The organism is Paenibacillus elgii NBRC 100335, assembly GCF_004000865.1.
GTDB classification, from domain to species: domain Bacteria; phylum Bacillota; class Bacilli; order Paenibacillales; family NBRC-103111; genus Paenibacillus_G; species Paenibacillus_G elgii.
This window is the reverse complement of sequence record NZ_BIMB01000021.1, coordinates 53,414-76,433: the sequence shown is the minus strand read 5'-3', so window position 1 is coordinate 76,433 and position 23,020 is coordinate 53,414. Positions and strand designations below refer to the sequence as shown.

General features: G+C 57.8%; 17 protein-coding genes. 13 read left to right on the top strand and 4 right to left on the bottom strand.

The window, feature by feature from the left end; all coding sequences use genetic code 11:
* Positions 1 to 163 precede the first annotated feature (163 nt).
* Positions 164 to 1,858: a methyl-accepting chemotaxis protein gene (locus PEL01S_RS17280; protein WP_127461181.1), complete on the top strand. Its 1,695-nt coding sequence runs from the start codon at positions 164 to 166 to the stop codon at positions 1,856 to 1,858.
* A 95-nt stretch (positions 1,859 to 1,953) separates the two neighbouring features.
* On the opposite strand, the gene PEL01S_RS17275 is transcribed toward PEL01S_RS17280, so the two are convergent.
* Positions 1,954 to 3,675: a methyl-accepting chemotaxis protein gene (locus tag PEL01S_RS17275; RefSeq protein WP_255320120.1), complete on the bottom strand. Its 1,722-nt coding sequence runs from the start codon at positions 3,673 to 3,675 to the stop codon at positions 1,954 to 1,956.
* 201 nt (positions 3,676 to 3,876) lie between these two features.
* On the opposite strand from PEL01S_RS17275, the gene PEL01S_RS17270 reads away from it, so the two are divergent.
* Positions 3,877 to 4,335, top strand: a complete 459-nt coding sequence (locus PEL01S_RS17270) for a VOC family protein (RefSeq protein ID WP_127461179.1) — start codon at positions 3,877 to 3,879, stop codon at positions 4,333 to 4,335.
* Between the two features lie 203 nt (positions 4,336 to 4,538).
* Here the strand turns inward: PEL01S_RS17270 and PEL01S_RS17265 are convergent, their stop codons facing one another.
* Positions 4,539 to 5,378, bottom strand: coding sequence for an alpha/beta fold hydrolase (locus PEL01S_RS17265; protein ID WP_127461178.1), 840 nt, complete (start codon positions 5,376 to 5,378; stop codon positions 4,539 to 4,541).
* 309 nt (positions 5,379 to 5,687) lie between these two features.
* Positions 5,688 to 7,958 carry a helix-turn-helix transcriptional regulator gene (locus PEL01S_RS17260; RefSeq protein ID WP_127461177.1) on the bottom strand — a complete coding sequence of 757 codons (2,271 nt, stop codon included), beginning with the start codon at positions 7,956 to 7,958 and terminating at the stop codon, positions 5,688 to 5,690.
* A gap of 333 nt (positions 7,959 to 8,291) precedes the next feature.
* On the opposite strand from PEL01S_RS17260, the gene PEL01S_RS17255 reads away from it, so the two are divergent.
* The 6 genes from PEL01S_RS17255 (at position 8,292) to PEL01S_RS17230 (ending at position 18,264) form a co-directional block, all read left to right on the top strand.
* On the top strand, positions 8,292 to 9,848 hold the full coding sequence (locus PEL01S_RS17255) for an extracellular solute-binding protein (RefSeq protein WP_163767716.1): 1,557 nt from the start codon (positions 8,292 to 8,294) through the stop codon (positions 9,846 to 9,848).
* Positions 9,849 to 9,998: 150 nt separating this feature from the next.
* Positions 9,999 to 10,967 (top strand): ABC transporter permease, encoded by a 969-nt coding sequence (locus tag PEL01S_RS17250; protein ID WP_127461175.1) that lies wholly within the window; start codon positions 9,999 to 10,001, stop codon positions 10,965 to 10,967.
* A 22-nt stretch (positions 10,968 to 10,989) separates the two neighbouring features.
* A complete protein-coding gene (locus PEL01S_RS17245; protein WP_063177632.1) occupies positions 10,990 to 11,856 on the top strand; it encodes a carbohydrate ABC transporter permease in 867 nt (288 codons plus the stop codon).
* An 18-nt stretch (positions 11,857 to 11,874) separates the two neighbouring features.
* A complete protein-coding gene (locus PEL01S_RS17240; RefSeq protein WP_239551182.1) occupies positions 11,875 to 12,951 on the top strand; it encodes a glycoside hydrolase family 88/105 protein in 1,077 nt (358 codons plus the stop codon).
* Positions 12,952 to 13,032: 81 nt separating this feature from the next.
* The gene (locus PEL01S_RS17235; RefSeq protein ID WP_127461174.1) at positions 13,033 to 16,524 is read left to right on the top strand and encodes a hypothetical protein; all 3,492 of its coding nucleotides are present in this window, start codon (positions 13,033 to 13,035) and stop codon (positions 16,522 to 16,524) included.
* Positions 16,525 to 16,560: 36 nt separating this feature from the next.
* Positions 16,561 to 18,264: a DUF8769 domain-containing protein gene (locus tag PEL01S_RS17230; protein WP_127461173.1), complete on the top strand. Its 1,704-nt coding sequence runs from the start codon at positions 16,561 to 16,563 to the stop codon at positions 18,262 to 18,264.
* Positions 18,265 to 18,346: 82 nt separating this feature from the next.
* Here the strand turns inward: PEL01S_RS17230 and PEL01S_RS17225 are convergent, their stop codons facing one another.
* The gene (locus PEL01S_RS17225; protein WP_127461172.1) at positions 18,347 to 19,210 is read right to left on the bottom strand and encodes a hypothetical protein; all 864 of its coding nucleotides are present in this window, start codon (positions 19,208 to 19,210) and stop codon (positions 18,347 to 18,349) included.
* A gap of 105 nt (positions 19,211 to 19,315) precedes the next feature.
* Here PEL01S_RS17225 and PEL01S_RS17220 point away from each other — a divergent pair, with 105 nt between their 5' ends.
* The 5 genes from PEL01S_RS17220 to PEL01S_RS17200 all read left to right on the top strand — a co-directional run bounded on the left by PEL01S_RS17220 (position 19,316) and on the right by PEL01S_RS17200 (position 22,899).
* On the top strand, positions 19,316 to 19,951 hold the full coding sequence (locus PEL01S_RS17220; protein WP_063177627.1) for a stalk domain-containing protein: 636 nt from the start codon (positions 19,316 to 19,318) through the stop codon (positions 19,949 to 19,951).
* A 217-nt stretch (positions 19,952 to 20,168) separates the two neighbouring features.
* Positions 20,169 to 20,750 (top strand): spore coat protein, encoded by a 582-nt coding sequence (locus PEL01S_RS17215; RefSeq protein WP_108532723.1) that lies wholly within the window; start codon positions 20,169 to 20,171, stop codon positions 20,748 to 20,750.
* A gap of 217 nt (positions 20,751 to 20,967) precedes the next feature.
* Positions 20,968 to 21,330, top strand: a complete 363-nt coding sequence (locus tag PEL01S_RS17210) for a response regulator (protein ID WP_054973428.1) — start codon at positions 20,968 to 20,970, stop codon at positions 21,328 to 21,330.
* 194 nt (positions 21,331 to 21,524) lie between these two features.
* Positions 21,525 to 21,917: a hypothetical protein gene (locus PEL01S_RS17205; RefSeq protein ID WP_127461171.1), complete on the top strand. Its 393-nt coding sequence runs from the start codon at positions 21,525 to 21,527 to the stop codon at positions 21,915 to 21,917.
* Between the two features lie 115 nt (positions 21,918 to 22,032).
* On the top strand, positions 22,033 to 22,899 hold the full coding sequence (locus PEL01S_RS17200) for an alpha/beta fold hydrolase (RefSeq protein WP_255320118.1): 867 nt from the start codon (positions 22,033 to 22,035) through the stop codon (positions 22,897 to 22,899).
* Positions 22,900 to 23,020: the final 121 nt, after the last annotated feature.

Genomic DNA, 23,020 nt, shown 5'->3' with positions numbered 1-23,020 from the left:
CTCGATAATCTGTCGAAAAAAATAAAAAAAGATGCACCGATCTCCTAAAAATAATGGTTTTAAAGCGGAATGTAAAAAATTGAATCTCAAATTTTTGTCTAAAAATGTCGATAAATATTGTTGAAAAATGTCGAAATAAATCACGATTTCAGGGGGACTGCGGATGAAGATTTCAAGCTGGTTAAAGGTGATGGGCTCACTTTTATTGGTATTATCGCTGCTCAACTGGTTCAGCGTCAGCAAGCTGGAGAACGGGATCGCCCAGGAACGGCTGGCGGTACAACGGCAGGCGCAGTTCAAGCAGCTCGGCTTGGACTTGAAGAACGCCTCCGATTACTTGACTGAAGAGATGAGAAGGTATGTTCAGTTCGGGGACAAGCAGCACTACGATAATTATTGGAAAGAGGTCAACGAGACCAAGTCGCGCGACAAGGTTGTCGAACAGCTGAAAGCGCTTCAAGCGCCGCAGGAAGAACTGGATTTGATCGAGAAAGCGAAGAACAGCTCCGACACCTTGATCAAAACCGAAGAAGCCGCCATGAAGGCCGTGGAGGAGAAAAATTTCGACAGCGCCCGAAAGCTTATGTTCGGCGAACAGTACGATGCCAGCAAAAATGAAATTATGGGCTATATCCAGCAGTTTCAAACCAAGATGAACACCCGGGCCCAGCAGGAAGCGGACTCGGCCCGTCAGACGGCTAACTCCATGATGAACTTCGCGGTGATCCTGCTGGTGGTGACGTTCCTGACCTTGTTCGGCATTTTTATCTTGATCTTTATCAAGCTGCGGCCTTTAAAAACGGTGAATGAGAAAATTGCCGAGCTGGCCGGCAACGGCGGCGATCTGACGGCGAGGCTGACCTCGAATACGAAGGACGAGATTGGCGAAATCGCAGGCTCGCTTAACCGGATGCTGGACAGCCTGCACGGCATGATCAAGGAAATTACCGGCACCTCCGAGAAGGTGTGGGAGACGTCGGAGAAGCTGATTGCCAATACGAAGCAAACCTCTGCCGCAACCGAGGAAATCGGCAAGCGGATGGCGGTGATCGAGCAGGGAGCCGTCATTTCGGTGCAGAACACGCTGGACGGATCGCGGGCCATCGAAGAAATGGCCAAGGGCGTGCAGCGGGTGGCCGAATCGGCTACCGAGCTGTCTGAGGCCGCCGTGGATACGGAGAAAGAAGCTGTGGACGGCTTCGGACAGATGGAGCAGGCCAAGCGGCAAATGGATCAGATCGACGAGTCCGTTCATAGATCCGCCGAGATCGTATCCAAGCTGGACGAACGCTCGTCCTACATCGGGCAAATTGCGGATACGATCGCTACGTTGTCCAAGCAAACGAATCTGCTTGCGCTCAACGCCTCGATCGAAGCGGCCCGGGCGGGCGAGCATGGCCGGGGCTTCGCGGTCGTGGCGGCGGAAATCCGCAAGCTGGCGGAAGGCTCTGCCGCCTCGGCAGGACAGATCGCCGAGTTGCTTCAGGAAATTCGCAGCGATTCCACGGAAACGGTCAAAGCGATGCAGCGGGTAAGCGAAGAAGTGACCCTGGGCAGCAACAAGGTGCGGGCTGCCAGCGATTCGTTCCAAAAAATATTGCAGGCCACCAAAGAGGTCGCCGCCCAAATCCAGGAGGTTTCGGCCATTTCGGAGGAAATGGCGGCAGGCTCGGAAGAAATTGCCGCCTCCGTCTCCGACATGGCCGATGTCGCCAGAGAATCTCTGGACGGCGTACAGATCGTCAATGACAAAACCCAAGCGCAAACCGCTTTGGTGCAGGAGGTTTCCTCCTTGTCCGAAGGACTGAGCCGGGAGGCAGAAAATCTGGAAACGCTGGTCCGCAAGTTTACAATATAAGCATGAACTCTTGTGCGAAATGGAAAAAGGGAGGAAGTCCGCAGTTTACAAGCTGCGGGGGCTTCCTCCCTTTTTTTGGACGCCTGGAGCGCCCCTTACAATTTGAACCGGTTGACCAATTCGGACAAATCCTGCGCCGTCCGGCTTAACGATTCCGCGGACGAAGCAATTTCTTCGGCAGATGCGAGTTGTTCTTCGGTTGTAGCGGCAATCGTCTGCGCCGACTCGGCACCATGTCTGGCAATTTGGCTCATCTCCGAAGCGGATGCGGACACCTGCTCCGAGCTTGCCGCCATTTCTTCCGCTGCCGCCGCCACTTCCTGAATTTTGCCGGATACGTCGTTTGCGGTACGGGTGATTTGCTGGAACGCGTCATCCGCCTCGGTCACGGCTTGGAGGCCGATTCGCACCTCCGCCAAGCTGCGGTTCATCGTGAGCACCGCTTTGGACGTATCGGTTTGAATCTGCGTGATGATGTCCGAGATGCTTTGAACGGCTTCGCCGGACTGCTGGGCAAGCTTCTTCACCTCGTTCGCGACGACGGCGAACCCTTGTCCATGCTCTCCCGCTCTTGCTGCCTCGATGGAGGCATTGAGCGCCAGCAGACCGGTTTGCGAAGCGATGTCGTTGATGATCTGCAGAATGCCGCCGACGTTCACGGAATGCGTCTCCAACGTCTTGATATCGGCGCTCGCTTGTCCGACCGAATCGCTTAGGGCGTTCATTCGGCCCCTGGCCGCTCGAATAGCGTCATTGCCATGCTGCGCTTGGACGGCGGATTCTTGCGACAGCTCGGATACGTCGGACGTCGTCTCGGCAATGCGTTGAATGCCTGCGGCCATCTCTTCCATCGCTCTTCCGGTTTCGTCCGAGCGCATCAACTGACTTTCGGTGCCGGAGGCCATCTCTTGGATGGACAGCGTTACGGTTTTGGTCGCTATCGTATTTTGCTCCGAGCTGGCCTGCAGCTCCTCGGAGGAAGCGGCAACCGTCGTGGATGCCTCTTGAATTTGCACCACAGTCATTTTGAGATGGGCGACCATATCGTTCAAGGAAACAACCAGACTTCCGATCTCGTCCTTTTGCTTGACGGCGAGCGGTTCAACCGTCAAGTCGCCGCCGGCTACCCGGTGCAGCGCTTCGGATACGAGCTTTACAGGTCTGGATATGATGCGGATCATGACGATGACCAAGGCGATTCCGATCAAAACCGAAATGACGATGATCCCGATCGTGAGCCCGATATTGCTTTGGTAGATTTGTCCGCTTTCCTGCGTCGCTATTTTGGCGCCGTCGTTGTTGATTTTGATCATTTTATTCAGCAGCTTCTGCATTTCGTCATAGGTCTGCTGGGATTGTGCCATCATCGCTGTCAGTTCTTTTTCCTGCTTCACTGCGCCTCGAACCAGGTCGATTTGCTTGCCCAACGTTACGGTGCGGTCATAAACTTCTTTATAGCCGTTCCATTTCACCCGAAGCTGCTCCACAGTGATTCGATCTTCGTCGCTTTCAAACGATTCGCTGTACAGATCCAGCTGCTTGTCGATTTCTGCAAACGTGGCATCGGCTTCCTGGATGTATTGTTGTTTTTTGGCAACTTCCGGATTGGTCAAAATTTTATATTGCAAAACAAGAACGTGTTCCGTCAAATAGTTGACGTTGTTGGCAATTCCTACTCCCGAAAGCCAAGTGTCGGTAATTTCCTCCGTCTTCGCTTGCATCTTAGCCCCCCGGCCCAGCGAGGTAAGGCCGAAACCGGCCAGCAGCAAAATCAGGAGCAAAAAAGACAAGAACAATTTCCTCCCGACGGATAGCATAAAGTGATGTTTTCCCATTATGTTTCTCTCCTTTGTTGTGTTCATCTCCTTTTATCGACAAAATTCGATAGAATTATTAGATGCTTTCTGGGTAAAATTTTTGGTTGTTAAAATAAACTGGAAACATATGGGAAGGCTGTGCAGTTTTGTGCTACAATATCATCGAATGGAATGATCTGATGTAGAAAGGAGGCCGTCCTTGTGATCAAAGGATTATATGAAGCTCACTTGCCGGTCGAAGATTTGGAGCGTTCCGTCGAGTTTTATGAATGCATCGGCCTGGAACTGGCCCATCAAGGCCGCGGCCTGACGTTTTTCTGGATTGAGAAAGGAAAGAGCTGGCTCGGTCTATGGGAGACGGAACAGGTGAACGTCCCGTATCATCCGTCGTTGAGGCATATCGCCTTTCAAGTGGAGCTGGAGGATATAAAGCGGGCCAAGCAATGGCTTGCGGACAAGGGGATTGAGGTGAGGGAAGCTTTCGGGTTTGCGCCGACAGGTCCCGTCATGCTGCCCAATCGGCCGCATGCGCACGCAGCCATTTATTTTGAGGACCCGGACGGCAATTCGCTGGAGTTCATTTGCCCGATTGAGCTGGATACGTCTCCCTTGACGCAAATGATCTACTTGGAAGAGTGGGAGAAAAAGCTAAAAGGCTGACCGGACCGAGAGGGTCGGATCAGCTTCCCGGCGAGTCAGCCGGCGGCAATACGGGAATACAGAGCTCCCAGGATTCAGGCGTGCCAAGAGCGTTGGAGGGAAGAGGAACGGAGCAGCCCGGCGTCTAGCGGCGAAAAGCCCGAGCGGCATTAGCTCGCTTGCCCCGAACGTCCAGCGGCGAATAGTTCTGCGAGCGAGGCCAGCTACACATCTGCGCCTGCCAGCTTCTCCCGCTCCACAGCATCCAACCAGAGGCCGACATGATGCTGCACCAGCTTCCGCTGCTCGATCTGCAGCAGATGGCCGGCGCCATCAAGCACGGCAAGGGTTGCCCGAGGGAACGATTCGAGCACGGCCAAATGATCCCTGTACCCGCAGATCGCATCCTGCCGTCCGAGGAGAAACAGCGTCGGCTGCGGAAAACGGCTGTCCTCCGGGATCGGATCGTATTGGAAATGGTACCCTTGCGTACGCCAGTCCGAAGATAGAAACGCGCGGTCGGCGAGCAGACGCCCCGGTTGCCATTCCTCCCGGAAGAGCTCCCAAGTCGCCCGCGATTGCACGGTGGCCAACGTTTCGAATGCCGCCCGCACCTCCGGCTCAAGCTCCGCCAGCAGCGCCTCGTCCCGGACCGGCACGCTTCGCTCGGGGAGGGTGCGGGTTTTCCGGTGCAGCGCTGGGGCAAGAAGAGACAGCCCGTCCGCCCGTCGGTGCTCGGCGCGCCAGATCCCCTGCGCCAAGTAGCCGCCGAACGACATGCCCATGAGCGCGAACCGCTCGTTCTCCCGCAGGATCGTCCGGAGGCCGTCCAGCAGAACCGCCAGCAGGTCGTCGGAGGTTTTCATCCAAGGCTCGACCGTACTCCGTCCGTGAGCCGGAATATCGACATAGATTCGCTTCCAGCCCGGCCGCCGTTCGAACAGCGGTTCCACCCACGCCATCATCGACCGGTGGTCGGTCGCCAGCGCATGCAGCACGATCAGCGGGTATCCTTCGCCACGGGTTTCGTAGTGTAGAGGCGGATTTGTTTTCTCGATAGTCATTTGCCCTAGCCCTCTCTCTTAGTCAGTCGCCGTTAAAATAAATAGAGCACGGCAGATGCGTTAATTGGCCTTAGTATACTGCAATCCGGAGAATAGAGGAACTGCGATGATTTATTGGCGGAAAGACAGGCGAACGGGATAAAATTCGACACAAATAACGAATGTGTATTCCTTTATCTTTTTACCGGGTGCACTCGCTTCCCGGATAACGCATCTGCGTTCCTTTATTTCTCCAAGCCAGGGCCTGCACCCTGTACCCTGCAAGCCCTACCTTCCTACTAAACCGCTCCGCCCCCCATACGAGTCGACTCATCCCTCTCCCCGCGACTCTTTCCGGTACTGCCCCGGAGGCATGCCGACGATCTTCTTGAACGTGCGCGAGAAGTTCTGCGCGTTGCTGTACTGCAGCCGCGAGGCCATCTCGTCAATGCTCGTCTCCGTATGCCGCAGCCAATGCTTCGCTTTGGCGATGCGGCTGGCGAGCAGGTAGTCGGAGAACGTGGCGTCGTGCACTTCCTTCAGTGCCTGCTTGCCCAGCGTGACCGGCAGGCCGAGCGCCTTGCAGCAGCTTTCCAGCCGGACGTCTTCTTCGTTGTGCGCATCGATGAAGACGGTTAGCTGTTCGGCGGCGCGTCGCATATGTCCGCGGTGCTCTTCCTCCAGCTCGCCGATCAGCAGATCGCACGCCCGCGTCTTCAGCCAATCACTCCACTCTTCCAGCGTGGACAGCTCCAGCCATTCCACCGCGACAGGCTCCGCCAGAGGGCGGGACAGCGACTGACCGACCGAGCGGTAGAGAAACAGCGTCAGATCGATCATCCGCGATTGCAGCCACTGGTAGTGAATGGTGCGGACCCCTTCCAATTCGCGCAGCCGATCGATATAGCCGTAAGCCAGCCCGCGATCGAGCGAACGGACGGCGTACAGAATATCGTTTTCCAGCTCGCGGAACGAGAAGGGTACCTCGGGAGACTCTGTTTCGCTGCCGAATTCCTCGATTGGAATCACTTCGTTCTTTCCTGCAACCAGCTTGTGCTTCAGCGCTTCTTCCGCTTCCTGCGAAGCTACGTTCAAATAAGCATAATCCTTACGCAGGCGGCTCACGCCAATGGAGACGGTAAACGGAAAATAGTGCCGGATAAAATCGCGGATCGTTTGCGCTGCTTCCCGCACAGCGGCTCTAGCTTCTTCCGGCGCTGCCGCAGGGAGCGTGAGCGCCGCCATGAAGCGGTCCTCGCCCCAAGCGGCGACCATGCCGCTGCCTTTTGTATCAATGACCTCTTGAATGACGCTGGATATGCCGTATTTGAAGTAGTACAGATCGATTTCGGAATAGAGCGTTTCCAAGCTGCGGTATTGGTCGATCTGGACGGCAAGGCAGCCGAATTCGCCTTCCTCCGCCAGCGGGAGCTGATAGCGCTCGCATTTGTCGCGATCCTGCTGCGACCGGATGCCCTTGAGCAGCAGGCTGCGGAAGATGGTCGCTTTGATTTCCGGTGTCAGCTCCTTGATCCTCTCCTGCAGCTCGTCGCGGGTTGCTTTGATCCGCTGTACCGTATCGTAAACGTGCCGGAATTCGTCCGGGGCCGGACCGGGAGGCTGGACCGGTTCGCCGACGGATGTACTTGTGCGAGTTGGGCCGCTATCCTCCACCAGCGAGACGAGCTCGCTCCAGCCCCGCCACAGCCGCCCCGTTGCCAGCAGGGTCACGAGCACGGCAAGCGCCAGCAAGAGGCCCGCGATGGCAAAGATGACGTTGCGAAGGCTGCCGATTTTGGCAAACAGCACGTGATTCGGAATGGCGAACCCGAATATCCAGTCTTGGTACGACGGGGGCAAATAAGCGACGAACAGGTCGTCCGCCGCCTTCGGCTTGCCTTCCTTGATCAACGGGACGATTTCGTTTTCGAGTGTTGTCCTGCCCAGAGCCCCCCGGGCCTGCAAAATGTCCCGGCGCTCGTTCAATATAAAATACGTGCCCTGTTCCCCGTCAGGCAGCCCGAGAATATGATCGAAAAATTGCTGATTCAAATGAATGATCATATATAAATCCTGCGTCGTCTGGAAAACGGGCAGTCTGCGCACGTACACCGTCGTCGGCGTATCATGGACCGTCAGATTGAGCAGGGCGGCCTTTTTGCCCGTCTGCTCAAAGGCCCCGATCACGTTCCGATAGTCGTCCTGAAACGCCGTCACCTGCCGGTTCGTGCTGAACAGCCGGCCGCTCGATACCCGGTACAGCGCAATGTTGTCCACGTCCTCCAGCGACGTCTGCATGCGAAGCAGCGTTTCCTGCACGCTGATGAGCCCGATCCCGTCCTCTTCCGTCCATGGGGAAGCGAGGCTTTCGACGGCGGGCAGCTTCTCGAATTGCAGAATGGCTTGATCGATTTGTTTAAAATAGCTGGACACCCGGTCCTGCGTCCGCTGCAGCGAGCTGCGGTACGCCTTCTCCACTTCCTCCGACAGGCTTCGGGTGGCGAGGAGATATACCGTAAAACCCATCGCCATAATGCAGAGAGCGCTGAGCAGCAGCATGACGATGACGGTTTGTGCTTTTTTCGAACGCTGCAGCCGCATGCCGGTTCCCCTCCGTTTCTGTCTGAGCTGTCACTGTCGGCGCTTAGGCAGCGCGTGCTCGCATCTTAACATTACAATGAAAAATTATAGCATAGGAAGTGTCATTTCGAGCAAAAAGGACATTTGCGCGTTTTAACACTTGCCGTTCGGCGGGAAATCCTGCATCTGGGGCTAGAATCAGGCGTGGTCATTTGGCCGGAAACCGTGGATATACGTTTTTGACAATTGCTGCGGATGGCGGGCGGGAGTACAGTAAAGGCATGGCAGGCCGGCCGAACTCACAACGGAATCGACAGACCGACATTGGGAAGCAGGGAAAAGGGGTTGGATACATTGGCTAAGCTTAGATGGAAGCGTACGGAAAAACGCATCGGCGCCGCAATGCTGACTGTGGTTTTATTGACGGTAGCCGCAGGCTGCGGAGGCGGTGGGGCTACCACTTCAGACGGGAAAGATTCGCAAGCGGCAGCGCCGTCCGGACCGGTCAAGTTGAAGCTCGCCTACGACAACGGGAATACGATCCCGAGCACGTCGCCGGACAGCAACGAAGCGCTCAAATATTTGCAAACGAAGCTGGGCGTTCAATTCGAACTGAACATCAACTCGTGGGAGATTTATAAAGAGAAGATCCGTGTGCAGATCGCCTCGGGCGACGTCCCGGACGCCTTCGCCTGGCGGACGATGGACGACTTTATCGTCGGCATGATCAAGGCGGGTGAAATCGTCCCGCTCGACGACTATATCGACAAGTATCCGAACCTGAAAAAACAGAAGGACCTCTATATCACGAAGTATCAGAACAAAATTTACGCGATCACGAACGTGCGCAATCCGGTCGCCTCCGGGGACATGCCGATGATCCGCAAGGACTGGCTCGACAGCCTTGGGCTGCAGCCGCCCAAAACGACCGAGGAGCTGTACAACGTAGCCAAAGCGTTCGCGACGGGCGATCCGGACAAGAACGGCAAAAAAGATACGATCGGCATCCAGATCGGCTATGCGAACAATGCGTTCATCGGCGTCAGCGGGCTGCAGCAGCCGTTCGGCATTCAGGACAAATGGGTAAAGCAGGGCGATAAATACGTACCGAATTTTGCGACGCCGCAATTCAAGGAATGGCTCGAGTGGATGCAGAAGGCGTTCAAAGACGGTCTGATTGACCCCGACTTTGCCGTGACGGACGGACGGACCGCCGAATCGAAGGTCGTCAACAAAGGGCAATCCGGTATTTTATTCCAGTATGCATCGCGAATGAACGATTTCGAGGACAACTATAAGAAATCGAATCCGAACGGCAAGCTCGTTCCGTTCGAGCCGGTGAAAGGGCCGTACGGCCAAGGGGCGACCGGACGCGTCAACTACGGCGGGTTGTTCATTACGAAGAAAGCGGCGAAGGACCCGGCCAAAATGCAGAAGCTGATGGAGTGGCTTGACTTCGGTGCCAGCCCGGAAGGCGAGCAGTTCAACCTGTACGGTGTGGAAGGCGTTCACTACACGAAAAAAGACGGCAAAAACGAAGTGAATGCGGAAGCGACCAAGCGCGACATGCCGGGCGCATTCCTGTGGACGCTGCCGGTCGGCAAGACCGAGGAGGTGTTCGTAGGCAAGAAGAACAGCGCCGAGGCGCAGAAGCTTGTGAGTGACGGCAACCTCATGCTGGAGAAATTTTTGAAGCTGCCCGCGCCGCTCGACTTCGCGTTCTCGCCGACACGTTCGAAATACAACGCCGAGGCCGATGCGTTCATCAACGGCAGCATTGTGAAGGTGATTATGGGGAGCCTGAGCGTGAACGATTGGGACGGGATCGTGAAACAGTGGTACGACCGCTTCGAAGGCAGCAAATGGATGGATGAAATCGCCCAGGCCGCCGGCTCCGGCGATACGAAGTAATCCGCAAAATACGGACGGAAACGTCGGCACGCCAAGCCGGCGTATCCGTCATGCGCAAAAACGGGCACCAAAGCCGTACTGCGCGTGACGGAGGAAGCCTCCGCCCGTTCGGATGAGACAATACGAATGATTAGGAAAGGGGGACATCCCATGGCCATCCAGCCAAAGAGCGCGGCGTGGAACGCCCCGGGAACGGGGGCAGCGGCGAAGTCGGGACGATCGCGCCTCGCCAAGAAGCTGTGGGCGGACCGCTACATGTATTTGTTGGCGCTCCCGGGCATGGCGTTTATTCTGCTGTTCGATTACGTGCCGATGTACGGCATCGTGCTGGCGTTTCAAGACTATAACCCGTTTGCGGGCGTGCTGCACAGCGACTGGGTCGGCTTCGCGCATTTCGAGCGGCTGTTCAAGCACCCGGATTTTTGGATGGTGCTGCGCAACACGCTGGTCATCAGCTTTCTGAATTTGGCGCTGTTTTTTCCGACGCCCATCGTACTTGCGCTGCTGCTTAACGAGGTGCGGATCGCCTTTTATAAGAAAACGATTCAGACGATCATCTACTTGCCTCATTTCGTCTCCTGGGTCGTCATTTGCTCGCTGACCGTCACGCTGATGAACTCGGAGGGCTTGATTACGCAAATCGTCAAAGGGCTCGGCTTCGAAAAGGTGCAGCTGCTGCTCGATCAACGGCTTTTCTGGGGCATTATTACAGTGCAGAGCATGTGGAAGGAAGCGGGCTGGGGCACGATCATCTTCCTTGCGGCGCTGGCGGGCATTAACCCGGAGCTGTACGAGGCGGCCCGCGTCGACGGAGCTACGCGCTGGCAGCAGATCCGCTCGATCACGATCCCGGCGCTGATGAACACCGTGGTCGTCCTGCTGCTGCTGCGGATCGGGCATATTATGAGCTTGTCCTTCGATCAACTGTACATGATGGGCAATCCGATGGTCATGCAGGTGGCGGAAGTGTTCGATACGTATGTGTTTAAAGCGGGTGTGCTGCAGGGCAACTTCAGCTTCGCCGCTGCGGTCGGCTTGTTCAAATCGGTCGTCGGGCTTGTGATGATTCTCGGCTCGAACTGGCTCGCGAAGAAGACGAGCGACAATTATCTGTTCTAGGTAGAAAGGAGGCGCAAGCCAGATGAAACCGCAAAAAGGCCGGCTGTTCGAAGCGGTCAACGGAGTCCTGCTCGGGCTCCTGGCGCTGCTGATGATATTTCCATTTTGGAACGTACTGGTCACTTCGCTGTCCTCGCCGCACTTGGTGTTCGAAGGCCAACTGCTGCTGTGGCCGAAGGGGTGGTCGACCATTGCCTACGATACGGTATTTAAAAATCAACAGTTCATTCAAACGTTCAAAAATACGATATTCGTGACCGTCATCGGCACGGCGCTCAGCATGCTGCTGACGACGACGCTGGCTTACCCGCTCTCCAAAAAATCGGTGCACGGCTCGACGGTCATGCTGTTTATCGCCTTCTTCACGATGCTGTTCAGCGGGGGCATCATCCCTTCTTACCTGCTGGTTAAGGAGCTGCATATGCTCAATACGCTCTGGGCGCTGATCGTGCCAAGCGCGCTCAGCGTCTTCAATCTGATGATCATGGTCAGCTTCTTCCGGTCGGTGCCGGCGGAGCTGGAGGAATCGGCGAAGATGGACGGCTGCAACGATATCGGCGTGCTCGCGCGGATTATCGTGCCGATTTCGCTGCCGGTCATTGCGACGCTGACGCTGTTCTACGCGGTGTCGAAGTGGAACATTTTTTTTCAGGCAGTCATGTACAACAGCGCCGTAGATAAAATGACGCTGCAGGTGCTGCTGCGGCAAATTCTCGTGCAGATGACGAACGAGGCCGTTGATGCGGCCATGAGCGGTGATGCGCCAAGGATCGGGGTATCGGTCAAAATGGCGATGATCGTAATCGCGACGGTGCCGATTCTGCTGATTTATCCGTTCCTGCAAAAATATTTTGCCAAAGGAACGATGATCGGGTCGATCAAAGGATAGGAGAGGGGTCAGGCAATCATGGACAATCAACTGCTGCTCGCCAAAGCGCAGCAAATTTATCACTATATGGTGACCGCTCCGGAAAGCGATTGGCAGCGCAACATGTACAACTGGGACTGGAAGCCGGGCGTAGGGCTGATCGCCGCGGTAAAATACGGGCAGGCGATCGGAAGCCCGGAGGTGCGCGACTATCTGTGGCGCTGGATGCGGGACAACCGGCACAAGGCGGCGGAGCTGCGCGTGATCAATTCGACGGCGCCGTTCGCGGCGCTGACGGAGCTGCTGCGAGAGCAGCCCGACGCGGAGGCGGGATGGCTGGAGCTGGCGCAGGAGCACGGCCGCTGGCTGATGGAGGAGGCTCCGCGCACGTCGCAGGGCGGCTTCGAGCATACGGTAACCGAAGGCGTCGACTTCCCGGAGCAAATGTGGGCGGATACGCTCGTGGTCGGCGGTTTGTTCCTCGCCCGGCTCGCTTCGCTGACCGGTGACCGGGCGATGGCGGAAGAGGCGGTCCGCCAAGTGGAAATCCACCTGCGGCTGCTTCAGGACGAGGCGACGGGCGTATTGTTCCACGGCTACGACGGGCAGCGCGGCGATCATATGTCGGAGGCGCGCTGGGGCCGGGCGAATGCGTGGGTGGCCTTCGGCGTACCGGAGATCGTGCGCGAGGTGCGGGGGCTGGCCGAGGTGCCCGCAGTGGTCGGCCGGAGGTATACGCGGCTGCTGGAAGGGCTGCTGCGCTTCCAGACGCCGAACGGGATGTGGCATACCGTGCTGGACCGGGACGATTTTTATTTGGAAACGTCGGCTGCGGCGGGGATCGGCTACGGGATGCTGCTCGCTCTGAAGCACAGGATGGTGGCGGATGCGGCGCTGCGGGCGAAGCTGGAAGAAGCTGTCCGCAAGGCGGCGCAGGCGGTGCTCATCCACGTGGACGTGTACGGAGCGGTGCACGGCGTGTCCGGCGGGACCCCGGTCATGCCGACGGTGGAGGCGTACAACGAGGTAAAAATAACGCCGACGCCGTACGGTCAGGCGCTGGCGCTGCTGCTGGTCAGCGAGCTGCTGACGGAGGGGAGCGGCGGCGGAAGGTGAATGAAGCTCCTTCGCCGCTCCTGCGGGGCAGGCGGAGGAGCTCTTGGTTTGGCAAGGCGAGACCAGTCGGGAGGGACGAGGATGAACAAGGGAAGCAAAGGCAGAGGACGGCTGCGCTGGTTGTCGGCGCTGGTCGCAGGGACGACAGCGTTATCCGCGCTGGCTCCGATAGGGGCGCAGGCGTCCGTCGCTCCGTCGGCGATGACGCCGGACGCGAGCTTGTTTTACGACCGGGTGGATAACGTATTCCCGGACGCGGCTTCCGTAGAGCGGCAGCTGCAATTTTTTCAGCGCAATCTGGTCGGCAACCAGCAGCCGGACGGGCGGACGGACAATTTTCCGCAGAAAGTGGTTGTGAACGCCGCTGCCGGCAGCTTGACGGCAGGAAACGTTGTGGCGAACTTCGGCTTCGAAGAGGGCGCAGGCGCAATACCGGACGGCTGGACGGCAACGGACGGACAAGGAGGCGTGCCGGAGGCGGGGACGGTCCGCTGGGTGAACGATGCAAGCGCCGCGCTGGAAGGCTTGAAGCTGCTGCAAATGGAAGCGGTAACAAGCCGCAGCGCAGCGATTTCGCAAACCATCGCGAACCCGGTCGACGTGTTGGTCGACTATGCGACGCCGGTGAAAGCGGCGGTGGCGCCGAACAGCGTGATGATTCTCAGCGCGTTCTACAAGGCGGAGCAGGTGGTCCCTTCCGAAGGAGGACAAGGGGTCTACGCAAAGGTAACCTTCCTGGACGAGGCGGGAAGTCCGTTGGCACCGCCATTCACAGTGACCAATGCCGTCTATGCCCGCGGCGGCTGGCAGGAGCTTCGCGGACTGGTGACGGCGCCGGGCGTGCGAGCGGCAAGCATCCGGGTCGAAGCGGGGCTCGACCGGGCGAAGGGCACGGTGCAATGGGATGGCATCCGGCTGATGCGCGTCGATACGACGACCGGCAGCGACGGCGTCGTCGCTGCGGCGAAAGGCACGGCCGCCTTCCCGAACGGCGGCTTCGAAGCGGCTTCCCCAGCGTGGACGCTGAAGCTGCTCGGTGGCCCGGCCGTCGAGTCGTGGAGCGGGTCCGCGGCGGGCGGCTATGCCGGCAAAGGCGGCATGGTTACGTCGAAGTCGGCCGACACGGCGGCGGCGCTGACGATGACGGCGAAAGCGTCCTCGAACGGCGCGCGCCAGTTCGGAGGCGACTACCGCATCGCGACGGTCAAGTACAAGACGCAGCCCGGCTTCGCCGCACAAGATGGCCGTGGTGCGGCGATGCGGCTTCGATTTATGGACATGAAGGACCGGGAAATCGGGCAGCAGACCTTTTACGGCGCGTCGACCAACGGGCAGTGGAGCGAGCTCGGCGGCGTGTTTGATACGCCCTATCCAGTGCATTACATCATCTGTGAGCTTATGATCGACAGAGCCGTCGGCACCGTGCAGTTCGACCAAATGTCCTACATCGGTGTGGACCAGCAGAGCAGCAGCACGGAAGCGGGCTTCGGCTCGGCGGGACTGCTTGCGTACATGTGGAGCATCACGGGAAAAACGGACACGGCGCTCGCCAAGCGGGCGAAGGACGCACTTGATTTTTATTTGAACCGGAGGGTGACGACGACCGACAACCCCGCGAATGCGTCCCGCCTGTTGGACGGAAAGGCGAACAGTGGGGAGGCTTACGTGCCATATAGCGTCAGCGGCAGCACGACAAATGCGGATTATCCGACGACGGCATTTGGGCTTCATAATCTGGCGGCGGCATTGACCTACGGACAGGAGCTGTTTACCGAGACCCAACTGGCACAGGCAAAGGACAAAGCGTACTCGATGTGGCGCTGGCTGACCCGGGTGACCAAATTCAGTACGCAAAACTCGATGAACCAGGCGCTTGTCGGTCTGCTCGGCGGGGTGGAGCTGGCGGTGGCAGCGGACGATGCGGCGCTGAAGCGGGAGGTCGCGGATTATTATATCCGGGGACTGGCAGGCACGAATTTGCCGGACAAAGGCATGCGCGTGCAAGCGCGGCAGCTGGTGGACGGACGGAACATTTTTTACGAGGTCAACGGTTTCGACGTCAGCTACGCGGGCGTATCGCTCAGCGATCTGGCGGACATCATCGAATCGATCCCGGACGGAGACGCACCCTTCGGCGAGCTGAAGCAGGTCATTCGGGCGGACGGACTGGAGATGGCCGACTATTTCAATGCGCGGCTGGCGGCAGACGGGTGGATTTTTGCAGGCTCGCGGCACAACGAAGGCGGCGGTTCGGCTTTTAACATGGGGAACTTCTCCGGGCTATCGTACTGGGGCGATGCGCTCAAGGCCGATGTGGGCCGTTTCCTGATCAAATCGTTCGGTTCGACGACACCGTCCTACGGCGATACGGCGAATCTGGGGCACATTGCCGTGCACGGGCCTGTCGCGATGCACCGGATGCTGCAAAAATACCCGTGGAACCGCAGCGAGCAGCAGAAGCTGGAAGAGTACAATTTGCGCAAAGGGCAAGTGTCCGTCTACTTCAAAAAGGACAATAAGCAGCCGTTGAACTTGTCCGTATCCGGCACGGATTTCACCGAGCATCTGCTCGACACGGGTACGGCCGATCCGGATAAGCCCGGCTTTCCGAAGATCGACCGGCTCATCGGTTGGTATGCAACGGATGCGGAGGGCAGGAAGCAGTATAACGACGTGAAGCGGACGACGGACAATTGGTCCACTCCGCGATATGATATCCGCAAGGATACCGGCAGCGCCGGAGGTCCTGGAGACGGGGCGAACCTGACGCAGCAATATTACGTGACGAACGGCACGTCTCTGTACAACGTGCTCGCCGTACGGATGGGCAAGGCGCAAAGCTATACGTCGCTGAACCAACTGATCGGCCTGCCTTACATGTCCGTGCCGAACCGGCCTTACATTCCCGGCGCGCTGGAGCCGGACCGGGTGCGTATCAACGGCTTGTATGCGGTGGACGGCAGCCCGCTGCTTGATCTTAGCGCGGACAGCGGCTCGGCGGCGGCTCCTGCGATGGTGGCGGGCACCGCGAGGGTGAGCGGCTGGCCGCTGCTGAAGGCCGAGAATGCGCCGGGTGGCGGAGCGGCCAAGCCGACATGGCTGTCGAAGGCCGACCTCGACAAGCTGAGCGCGGGCTTTGTGACGGCAAACGGCAAAGTGATGGACGATTTGTATACGAAGGCGCTGTGGGACCCGACGAACGTGCGGACCTCCGACAATAACGGCACGATCGTGCAATTTGCCAACTCCGACAAGCTGATGGTGCAGCTTACGGACGGCGCGGCTGCGCAATACCAAGCGGGAGACTGGGTTTATTTTGTAAGCAAAATCGAACTGAACGCTTCAGCCACCGGCTTCCGCACAAGGCCGATCGCGAAATACGCTGGCCGCACGGACGTGCTGCGCGCTTTGGTTGTCGAGGACGAGGGGATGCTGCTGCTGCTCGCGGAAGGGCGCGCGCTCTTCGTCGATAAAGCGGGCCGCAAGGCTTATATCGACGGGCGTCCGGCGGGAGCGGCTGAGGCGGCTGCGATGCAGGCGATGGCCGGAGAAGCTTCGCAGCCTCATGAGTAACGCCGAAACCATAGGATAGAGAAGGAGAAAGAAACCATGCGTACCTATTCCGATCTGGAACGGAGGCTTTTGCAGCGGTGGCTGCAAAAGCAGGAGTATAACGAGGACCTCCAACTGCTGCGCGTTCCGTTCAGCAGTCCGGGCTATCATACGACGCTGAAGGATGTTCCTTTCGTGCATCCGACACGGGAATCGCTCGGGTATGCTGTCGCCCTGCTGGATGGCGGCGGTGAAGCGGAGCTGGAGCGGGCCTGCGCGATCCTGGACCGCGTTATCGCGCTCCAGGAGACGGACCGCAGCCTGCCGACGTACGGCATCTGGTCGTGGTTTTACGAGGAGCCGCTCGGCGACATGCGCCCGTCCGACTGGAACTGGGCCGACTTCTGCGGCAAGCAGTTGCTGCTGGCCGTGCGCAAGCACGAAGACCGGCTTCCCGAAGCGCTGAAGGAACGACTGCGCGAAGCGGTGTTTCGTGCCTGCGAAGCGATTATCGCGCGCAATGTGGGGCCGGGTTACACCAACATCGCGATCATGGGCGCTTTCGTCACGCTGATCGCCGGCGAAACGTACGGGCAGGAAGCTTTTGTCGTCTACGGCCGGCAGCGGCTGCACGCCTTTTACGAATATACGATGCGTCTTGGGGCATTCGAGGAATACAACAGCCCGACTTATACGAAGGTCGCTCTTGTCGAGTTGTCGGATTTGTACGCCTGGGCGCAATCGCCGGAAATCAAGACGCTTGCCGCGAAGCTGCTCCGTTTGGCGTGGGGGGCGGTTGCCAATCATTTTCATCCGGCAACCTGTCAATGGGGCGGCCCGCATGCCCGCAGCTACGACACGACGTTGTCAGCCTCCGTGCGGTCCTTCCTTCAGATTGCGCTGCAGGGTCGCGTCGAATGGCTGACGGAGGAAGAGCTTGCGTACGATCCGCAGTGGTACGGCAGCCCGATCGGATGCCCGGACGAAGTAGTCCCTCTGTTTACGGAGCCGTCCGTCCGCACTCACGCCCAAGCTTTTTACCGGAACGGAGAAAAAGGCATCGAGAAAACAGCGTCGTTCTATCAAACCGAAACGTTGTGCATCGGCTCGGTCAGCCGCGAGAACATGTGGAATCAACGCCGCAATCTGCTGGCTTACCTGTCCGGCGACCACGGCACGTCCTATGTGTGGCTGCGCTGTCTGCATGACGGTTACGATTATGCCGCCGCCGTCTTTACTTCCGTGCAGCAGGAAAACCGGGTCCTCTTCGGCATCGGCTTCAGCACAAACGGCGGCGACACGCACAACAGTCTGGACCGTATCCGCGGATCGATCGAAGCCAGGGACCTGCGGCTGCGGTTCGAGATCGGCGGGGGCGAAGTGAAAGCGAACGTCGAGCAGGATCTTCAGGGAGAACTGTATGTGACGGTCGGCCGCCATGTGCTTAGCATCCGGCCCGTGTTCGCGTCGCTGGGCGAGACATCGGCCCGCTGGGAGTGGAGCCGAGCGGGAGATAGGCTCTACGTGGATTGCGTGTTCTATAGCGGGGCAAACCGGACGATCGATTTCGAGTCCTTGAGCCAAGCAGGGGCGTTGGCGATTTGTACATTCGCCGAGGAGCGGGTTTCGTGCAGCTACAAGCTAACCTTAAAGGATCAAGCGGCATTCGTGGAATGCCCGGCTCCTTTCAGGGGCGGGCCGCTGCGGCTGAGCATGCGACTGAAGCCGTCTCTGATGGATACGATGCTGTCGGTTTTATAAATGAGCGAAACCCGGACTGCGCTTCTCTTGCGCGCGTTCCGGGTTTTTGCGTATGTTGCCCGGATGCCGCTGGCAAGCACCATCACTTTGCTTTCGCGTCCACAGCCCAAGTCACTTTAAGCTTGCCCTTGATCCGGTCCCCGCTCGCTATAATGACGTACTCGCCGTCGCGGTCGGCGTGGATCGTTCCTCCGAATCCGCGGTCGTCGCCGGAGAGCGGCGGACCCGGCCGGTAGTCGGCGTAATCGCTAGGGCCGCCCGGCCCCCGCACCTGCATGCCGTAGCCGCCGCCCTTGTCCGACTCCCATGTCATGGTAAAGGAAACGATCTGGCCTCTCTTCGCATAAACCGGAATGTTCTGCGTGCCGTTCATATAACGGAATTCGGCTTCGTATAACCCTTCTCCTCTCGTTTCCTTCCAATCTTGCTTCACGCCTTCGGGATACAGCGCTTGGACGCCCAGCACGATGAGCGGTAGGGCGAGGCCAAGCAAGCCCCGGACCCAAGCCGACCGCCGTCCCAAGCGGTTCCCCGCGTAGAAGAAGAGGGCGAAAACCGCCCCGACCGTTCCGGCGATTCCGGTAATGACAAGGCTGCCCGGGAACGGAGCGCGGAACGGTATGACCAAGAAGCACAGAAGTCCGGCAGCCGTATGGAGCAAAGCCTGAACGGCGCTCCTGCGAAAGGCAGGCTTCCAGCGCGCCAGCCCATCGATGGCGAACGTCGCGAGCATGCCGTACGCGTACAGCATCAGCCAAAGAAACATACCGATACCGGCTCCCAATCCCGCATCGGGCCGCAGCGCTTCGAACGGCTCGAAGGCGTCAAAGTCGCTTTTCACCCACATGTAGGCGAGTCCCGCGGCAATGCCCAGTCCCGCTCCCGAAAGCTTGCTCAGCACATAAACCGCCGTCCGTTTCCCATAAGGAAGAAGTCTAGTCTCCATAAGCCACCCTTTCGGTTAACAATTATGCAACCTTTTTCCATGCCAACCACGTCATATCCCTAGTATAATGAATAGGACCGCAACAACGAATCCAAGGAGGTACTTATGAAAAAATTTATACTTGGACTGCTCTGCGGAGCCGTGCTTGCCGCTTCCACTGCCGTTTTCGCCTCGGATGAAATCCGGGCGACGCTGTTTCCCGTAAAGATGAAATTCAATGGAGAGGTTCGCGATACGGGTTCCCGGTTCGCGATTTTGAATTATGACGGCCATACGTATGTGCCGCTTCGCTTCATGGCCGAAAACCTTGCGGCCGGGGCTGTCTATGACGCGGAAGCCCGCACCGTTTCGGTCGTTTCCGAGCCGAAGAACGCCAGCGAGGCGCAGAAAAAAATATGGGCGGCAACGTACCGCCTCGAACGCGGTATGGAGGCCAAAGATGTGAAGAGCGTACTGGGCGAACCGTCCTTCCTGACGCTGATCGATAGCTCCAAGCAGCAGCTGTGGCGCTACGATTTCGGAGCATCGGCCGGCTATAGCAGCGGCGGTCTCAGCGCCGACGCCGACGGCTTGCGCCGCGGCGACTTGGAGGGGCAGCTGTTCATTCGTTGGAACGCAGGCGGGCAAGTCGACCGGTACGAGCTGTGGACGGCGAAAAAAGCTGCGGACGGAACGCGCAGCGTATCCTCCTTCACCGTATACCCCGACGGCTCCACAAGCGGGTCCGCTGCCGCAAACTAGGCTGGAAGCCGGGTCCTTTCGGGGAACCGGCTTATTTTTATTGCGCGATGAGAGGCCGTCGCTCCCAGTTTCTTGTGAAATCTATCACATTAGACGTAGGATAAATGCTATCGGTTGCGGCTGTCTGCAAAATTTTGGATATGTGGTGCATAATCGTTTCCAATCCTTGGACATACTATCGGTGTTCCGAATATCCATTCCAGTTCAGGAGGTTTTTATGCACACGCAGCAACGTTTTGCCGCCCACGAATTTCTGGAAACCCAAGAGGCGGTCCGCACGAAAGCGGCGCACATCGAACTGTACGGCGTTTTGTTCTCGATGGCGCAGGATACGCACTTGAAAGATATTTTGTTCAATCAGCAGCGACGGATGCTGGAGGGCTACGATTACGGCATCGGCCTGCTGCAAGGCAGAGGCATCGCCATGACGCCGCATACGCCGGAGCTGCGCATATATGAAAGGCCGCAAGCCGGACTGCAGCAGCCGTCCATGCCTGGGCCGAATCCGAACGCGACGCAGCTGTCCGATGTGTCCATCGCGACCATCGCGCTGAATCTGCACAAAACCGGCTCGGCCGTCGCCATGCTATGGGCCTGCGAATGCGTAGATCCGCAAATTCGCCAGTACCATGCGACGTCGGCGAACATTTGCCAGGAGATGGCTTGGGAAATGTTCCAATACATGAACTACAAAGGCTTCTACCAAGCACCGCAGCTGGCCGACCATACGATGCGCACCATGATCCAAGCCGTGCAGCCTGCGGAGCCCCAGCAGCCTTACCAGACGCACTTTCAATAATAGCCCCCGCTGTTTTCGGGAAGCCGGTCGTTCTCTTGTTCAGGAGAAACCGGCTTTTTTATTTTAAGACATCCGATTGACGGGCATCCTTTCTCAGGGAAAATAACAACTTTCGGCAAAAAAGTGTACAAATTGTTCCTTAACCTAACAGTTTCTTAATAAAGCTCTGTCATAATAGGGATACAACATTCACCTTAGACGGTTGGGGGTATTGCCTATGGCTAAAGTAATGGTAGTTGATGATGCCGCTTTCATGCGGATGATGCTGCGAACGATGCTGACGGAGGAAGGGCACGAAGTGGTGGCGGAAGCGACGAACGGCATGGAAGCGGTCAACGCTTATTTGTCCGCCCGGCCCGATCTGGTCACGATGGATATTACGATGCCGGAGCTGGACGGGGTTGGGGCGGTCAAAGAAATCCGCAAGCACGACCCGAACGCGAAGATCATCATGTGCTCGGCCATGGGCCAAAAGGGCATGGTGCTGGAAGCCATTACGGCGGGCGCGAAAGATTTTGTCGTCAAGCCGTTTCAAAAAGACCGCGTCATCGAGTCGGTCAACAAGGTGCTAGGCTTGTAACACGCTCCGGCGGCATTCGGGTTGCCGACTGTCGTATCCATAACGGGCTCGAATCGCTTTCCCTTCTTTTTAAATGAAAAACCGGTCGTTTTCGCCGAATGGCGGAACGGCCGGTTTTTTTGCAAGCGGAGCAACCTTTTTGCGGTTCGTCAGGTCTAATGGGTAAATGTTACATAAGACAGGAGGACGAACCGTTGGCTACGATTGTATGTCATAAACCGAGCGGGCGGAAATATCTTTTTCTGGGCACGGGATTCGGCGCTCACAAAGCGCAGAGAGCGGGACTGCCGGGCGACGATTGGTTTCTGCGCAAGAAATCGGGCGAAGTTATGGTGGCGGCGGTGTGCGACAGGAACGGAATCATCCGTTGGTTTCCGTCAGATGAGCTGCAGGTGCTTGAAGTCGACGGCAAACCCGTAAGCAACTGGTTCGAAGGGCTGGCCGATCCGGACGCGCCGCTGCCGCAAGACGACGTATGCTGCGCACAAGCGGGTGCTATGGAGCAGTGTCCAGCTTGTTTGACACGTGTGGCGGCGGAAGAGCGGGAATGCCCGTCCTGCGGACTTACGTTAATGATGGAACCGTGAGCATCCGGGGCAGAAAAGGGCGGCAGGAACGGGAGTGCATCTTTTCCGAAAGAGAAGGGTATGCTAGGAATTGCATTTCCCTTTCAATTTGGAAAAGAAAGGATGTGAAGCGGTCGTGCCATTCGCCAAGATTAACGGAACGACGATGTACTATAAAGTGAAAGGCTCCGGCGTTCCGATCATGTTCATTCATCCTCCGATGCTGACGAGCAGCAACTTTGCGGACCAGATGGAGCATCTTTCGGCCAGATACCAGATTATTGCGTTCGATATTCGCGGCCACGGACAGAGCGGGCAGTCCGCGGAGCGGCTTACATACGGCCTGCTGGCGGAAGACATTTGCGGATTGCTCGACCATTTGGAGCTGAAAAAAGCTTATTTGTGCGGGTATTCGACCGGCGGATCGGTCGCGTTGGAAGCGATGCTCCGCTATCCCGACCGGTTCTACGGGGCGATTCTAATCAGCGCCATGTCGGAGTTAAGCGACTGGTACCGGCGCAGCGAGGTTTGGGCGGCGGTCGGGCTAATGGGGCTTCGGGCCAAACGGATTGTTGCGGCGGTTATCGCTTGGGGCAACGCGAACAAATGGAAGACGTTCCGGCGTCTTTACCGCACGGCCACGGAAGGACAGCTGCGGAACGTGAACGACTACTTCAAGTGCAGCCTGACGTACAACTGCACGGAGAAGCTGGGGCAGATTCAAACGCCGGTCCTGCTTCTCTACGGGGTGAAAGATAAAGAATTTCACCGGTATGCCCATATCCTCCAAAGCAGGTTGTCCGACAGCGAGCTGCATTTCCTGCCCAAGGTCGGCCACCAGCTTCCGACCAAGTCGGCTTCGTTGGTCAATGCGTTAATCCGCCGTTGGATCGATGAGCGCCATCCTTGGAAGACGGCGGACAAATCTCGCCAGCAGGTACCGTCTTTGCCAGCCTTTCTCCCGCCGGATGTACCGGAGGTCGAAGAGACGACAGAGGTGTAAACGCCTAGCTCGATGATTCACGCAGGGATTTCTCACCCGGCGGCAATCCGTGCGATTGCGGCCTTCTTTGCGTGCCGCTCTGAGGCATAGTACAATAGCGAGACGATAGAGAACCCGGAGA

Bases quoted from the DNA above. Each gene is read 5' to 3' on its own strand.
- PEL01S_RS17250 (WP_127461175.1), top strand. From the start codon at position 9,999: ATGGCCATCCAGCCAAAGAGCGCGGCGTGGAACGCCCCGGGAACGGGG.
- PEL01S_RS17235 (WP_127461174.1), top strand. From the start codon at position 13,033: ATGAACAAGGGAAGCAAAGGCAGAGGACGGCTGCGCTGGTTGTCGGCG.
- PEL01S_RS17265 (WP_127461178.1), bottom strand. From the start codon at position 5,378: ATGACTATCGAGAAAACAAATCCGCCTCTACACTACGAAACCCGTGGC.
- PEL01S_RS17275 (WP_255320120.1), bottom strand. From the start codon at position 3,675: ATGCTATCCGTCGGGAGGAAATTGTTCTTGTCTTTTTTGCTCCTGATT.
- PEL01S_RS17240 (WP_239551182.1), top strand. From the start codon at position 11,875: ATGGACAATCAACTGCTGCTCGCCAAAGCGCAGCAAATTTATCACTAT.
- PEL01S_RS17210 (WP_054973428.1), top strand. From the start codon at position 20,968: ATGGCTAAAGTAATGGTAGTTGATGATGCCGCTTTCATGCGGATGATG.
- PEL01S_RS17260 (WP_127461177.1), bottom strand. From the start codon at position 7,958: ATGCGGCTGCAGCGTTCGAAAAAAGCACAAACCGTCATCGTCATGCTG.
- PEL01S_RS17220 (WP_063177627.1), top strand. From the start codon at position 19,316: ATGAAAAAATTTATACTTGGACTGCTCTGCGGAGCCGTGCTTGCCGCT.
- PEL01S_RS17245 (WP_063177632.1), top strand. From the start codon at position 10,990: ATGAAACCGCAAAAAGGCCGGCTGTTCGAAGCGGTCAACGGAGTCCTG.
- PEL01S_RS17280 (WP_127461181.1), top strand. From the start codon at position 164: ATGAAGATTTCAAGCTGGTTAAAGGTGATGGGCTCACTTTTATTGGTA.
- PEL01S_RS17225 (WP_127461172.1), bottom strand. From the start codon at position 19,210: ATGGAGACTAGACTTCTTCCTTATGGGAAACGGACGGCGGTTTATGTG.
- PEL01S_RS17230 (WP_127461173.1), top strand. From the start codon at position 16,561: ATGCGTACCTATTCCGATCTGGAACGGAGGCTTTTGCAGCGGTGGCTG.
- PEL01S_RS17215 (WP_108532723.1), top strand. From the start codon at position 20,169: ATGCACACGCAGCAACGTTTTGCCGCCCACGAATTTCTGGAAACCCAA.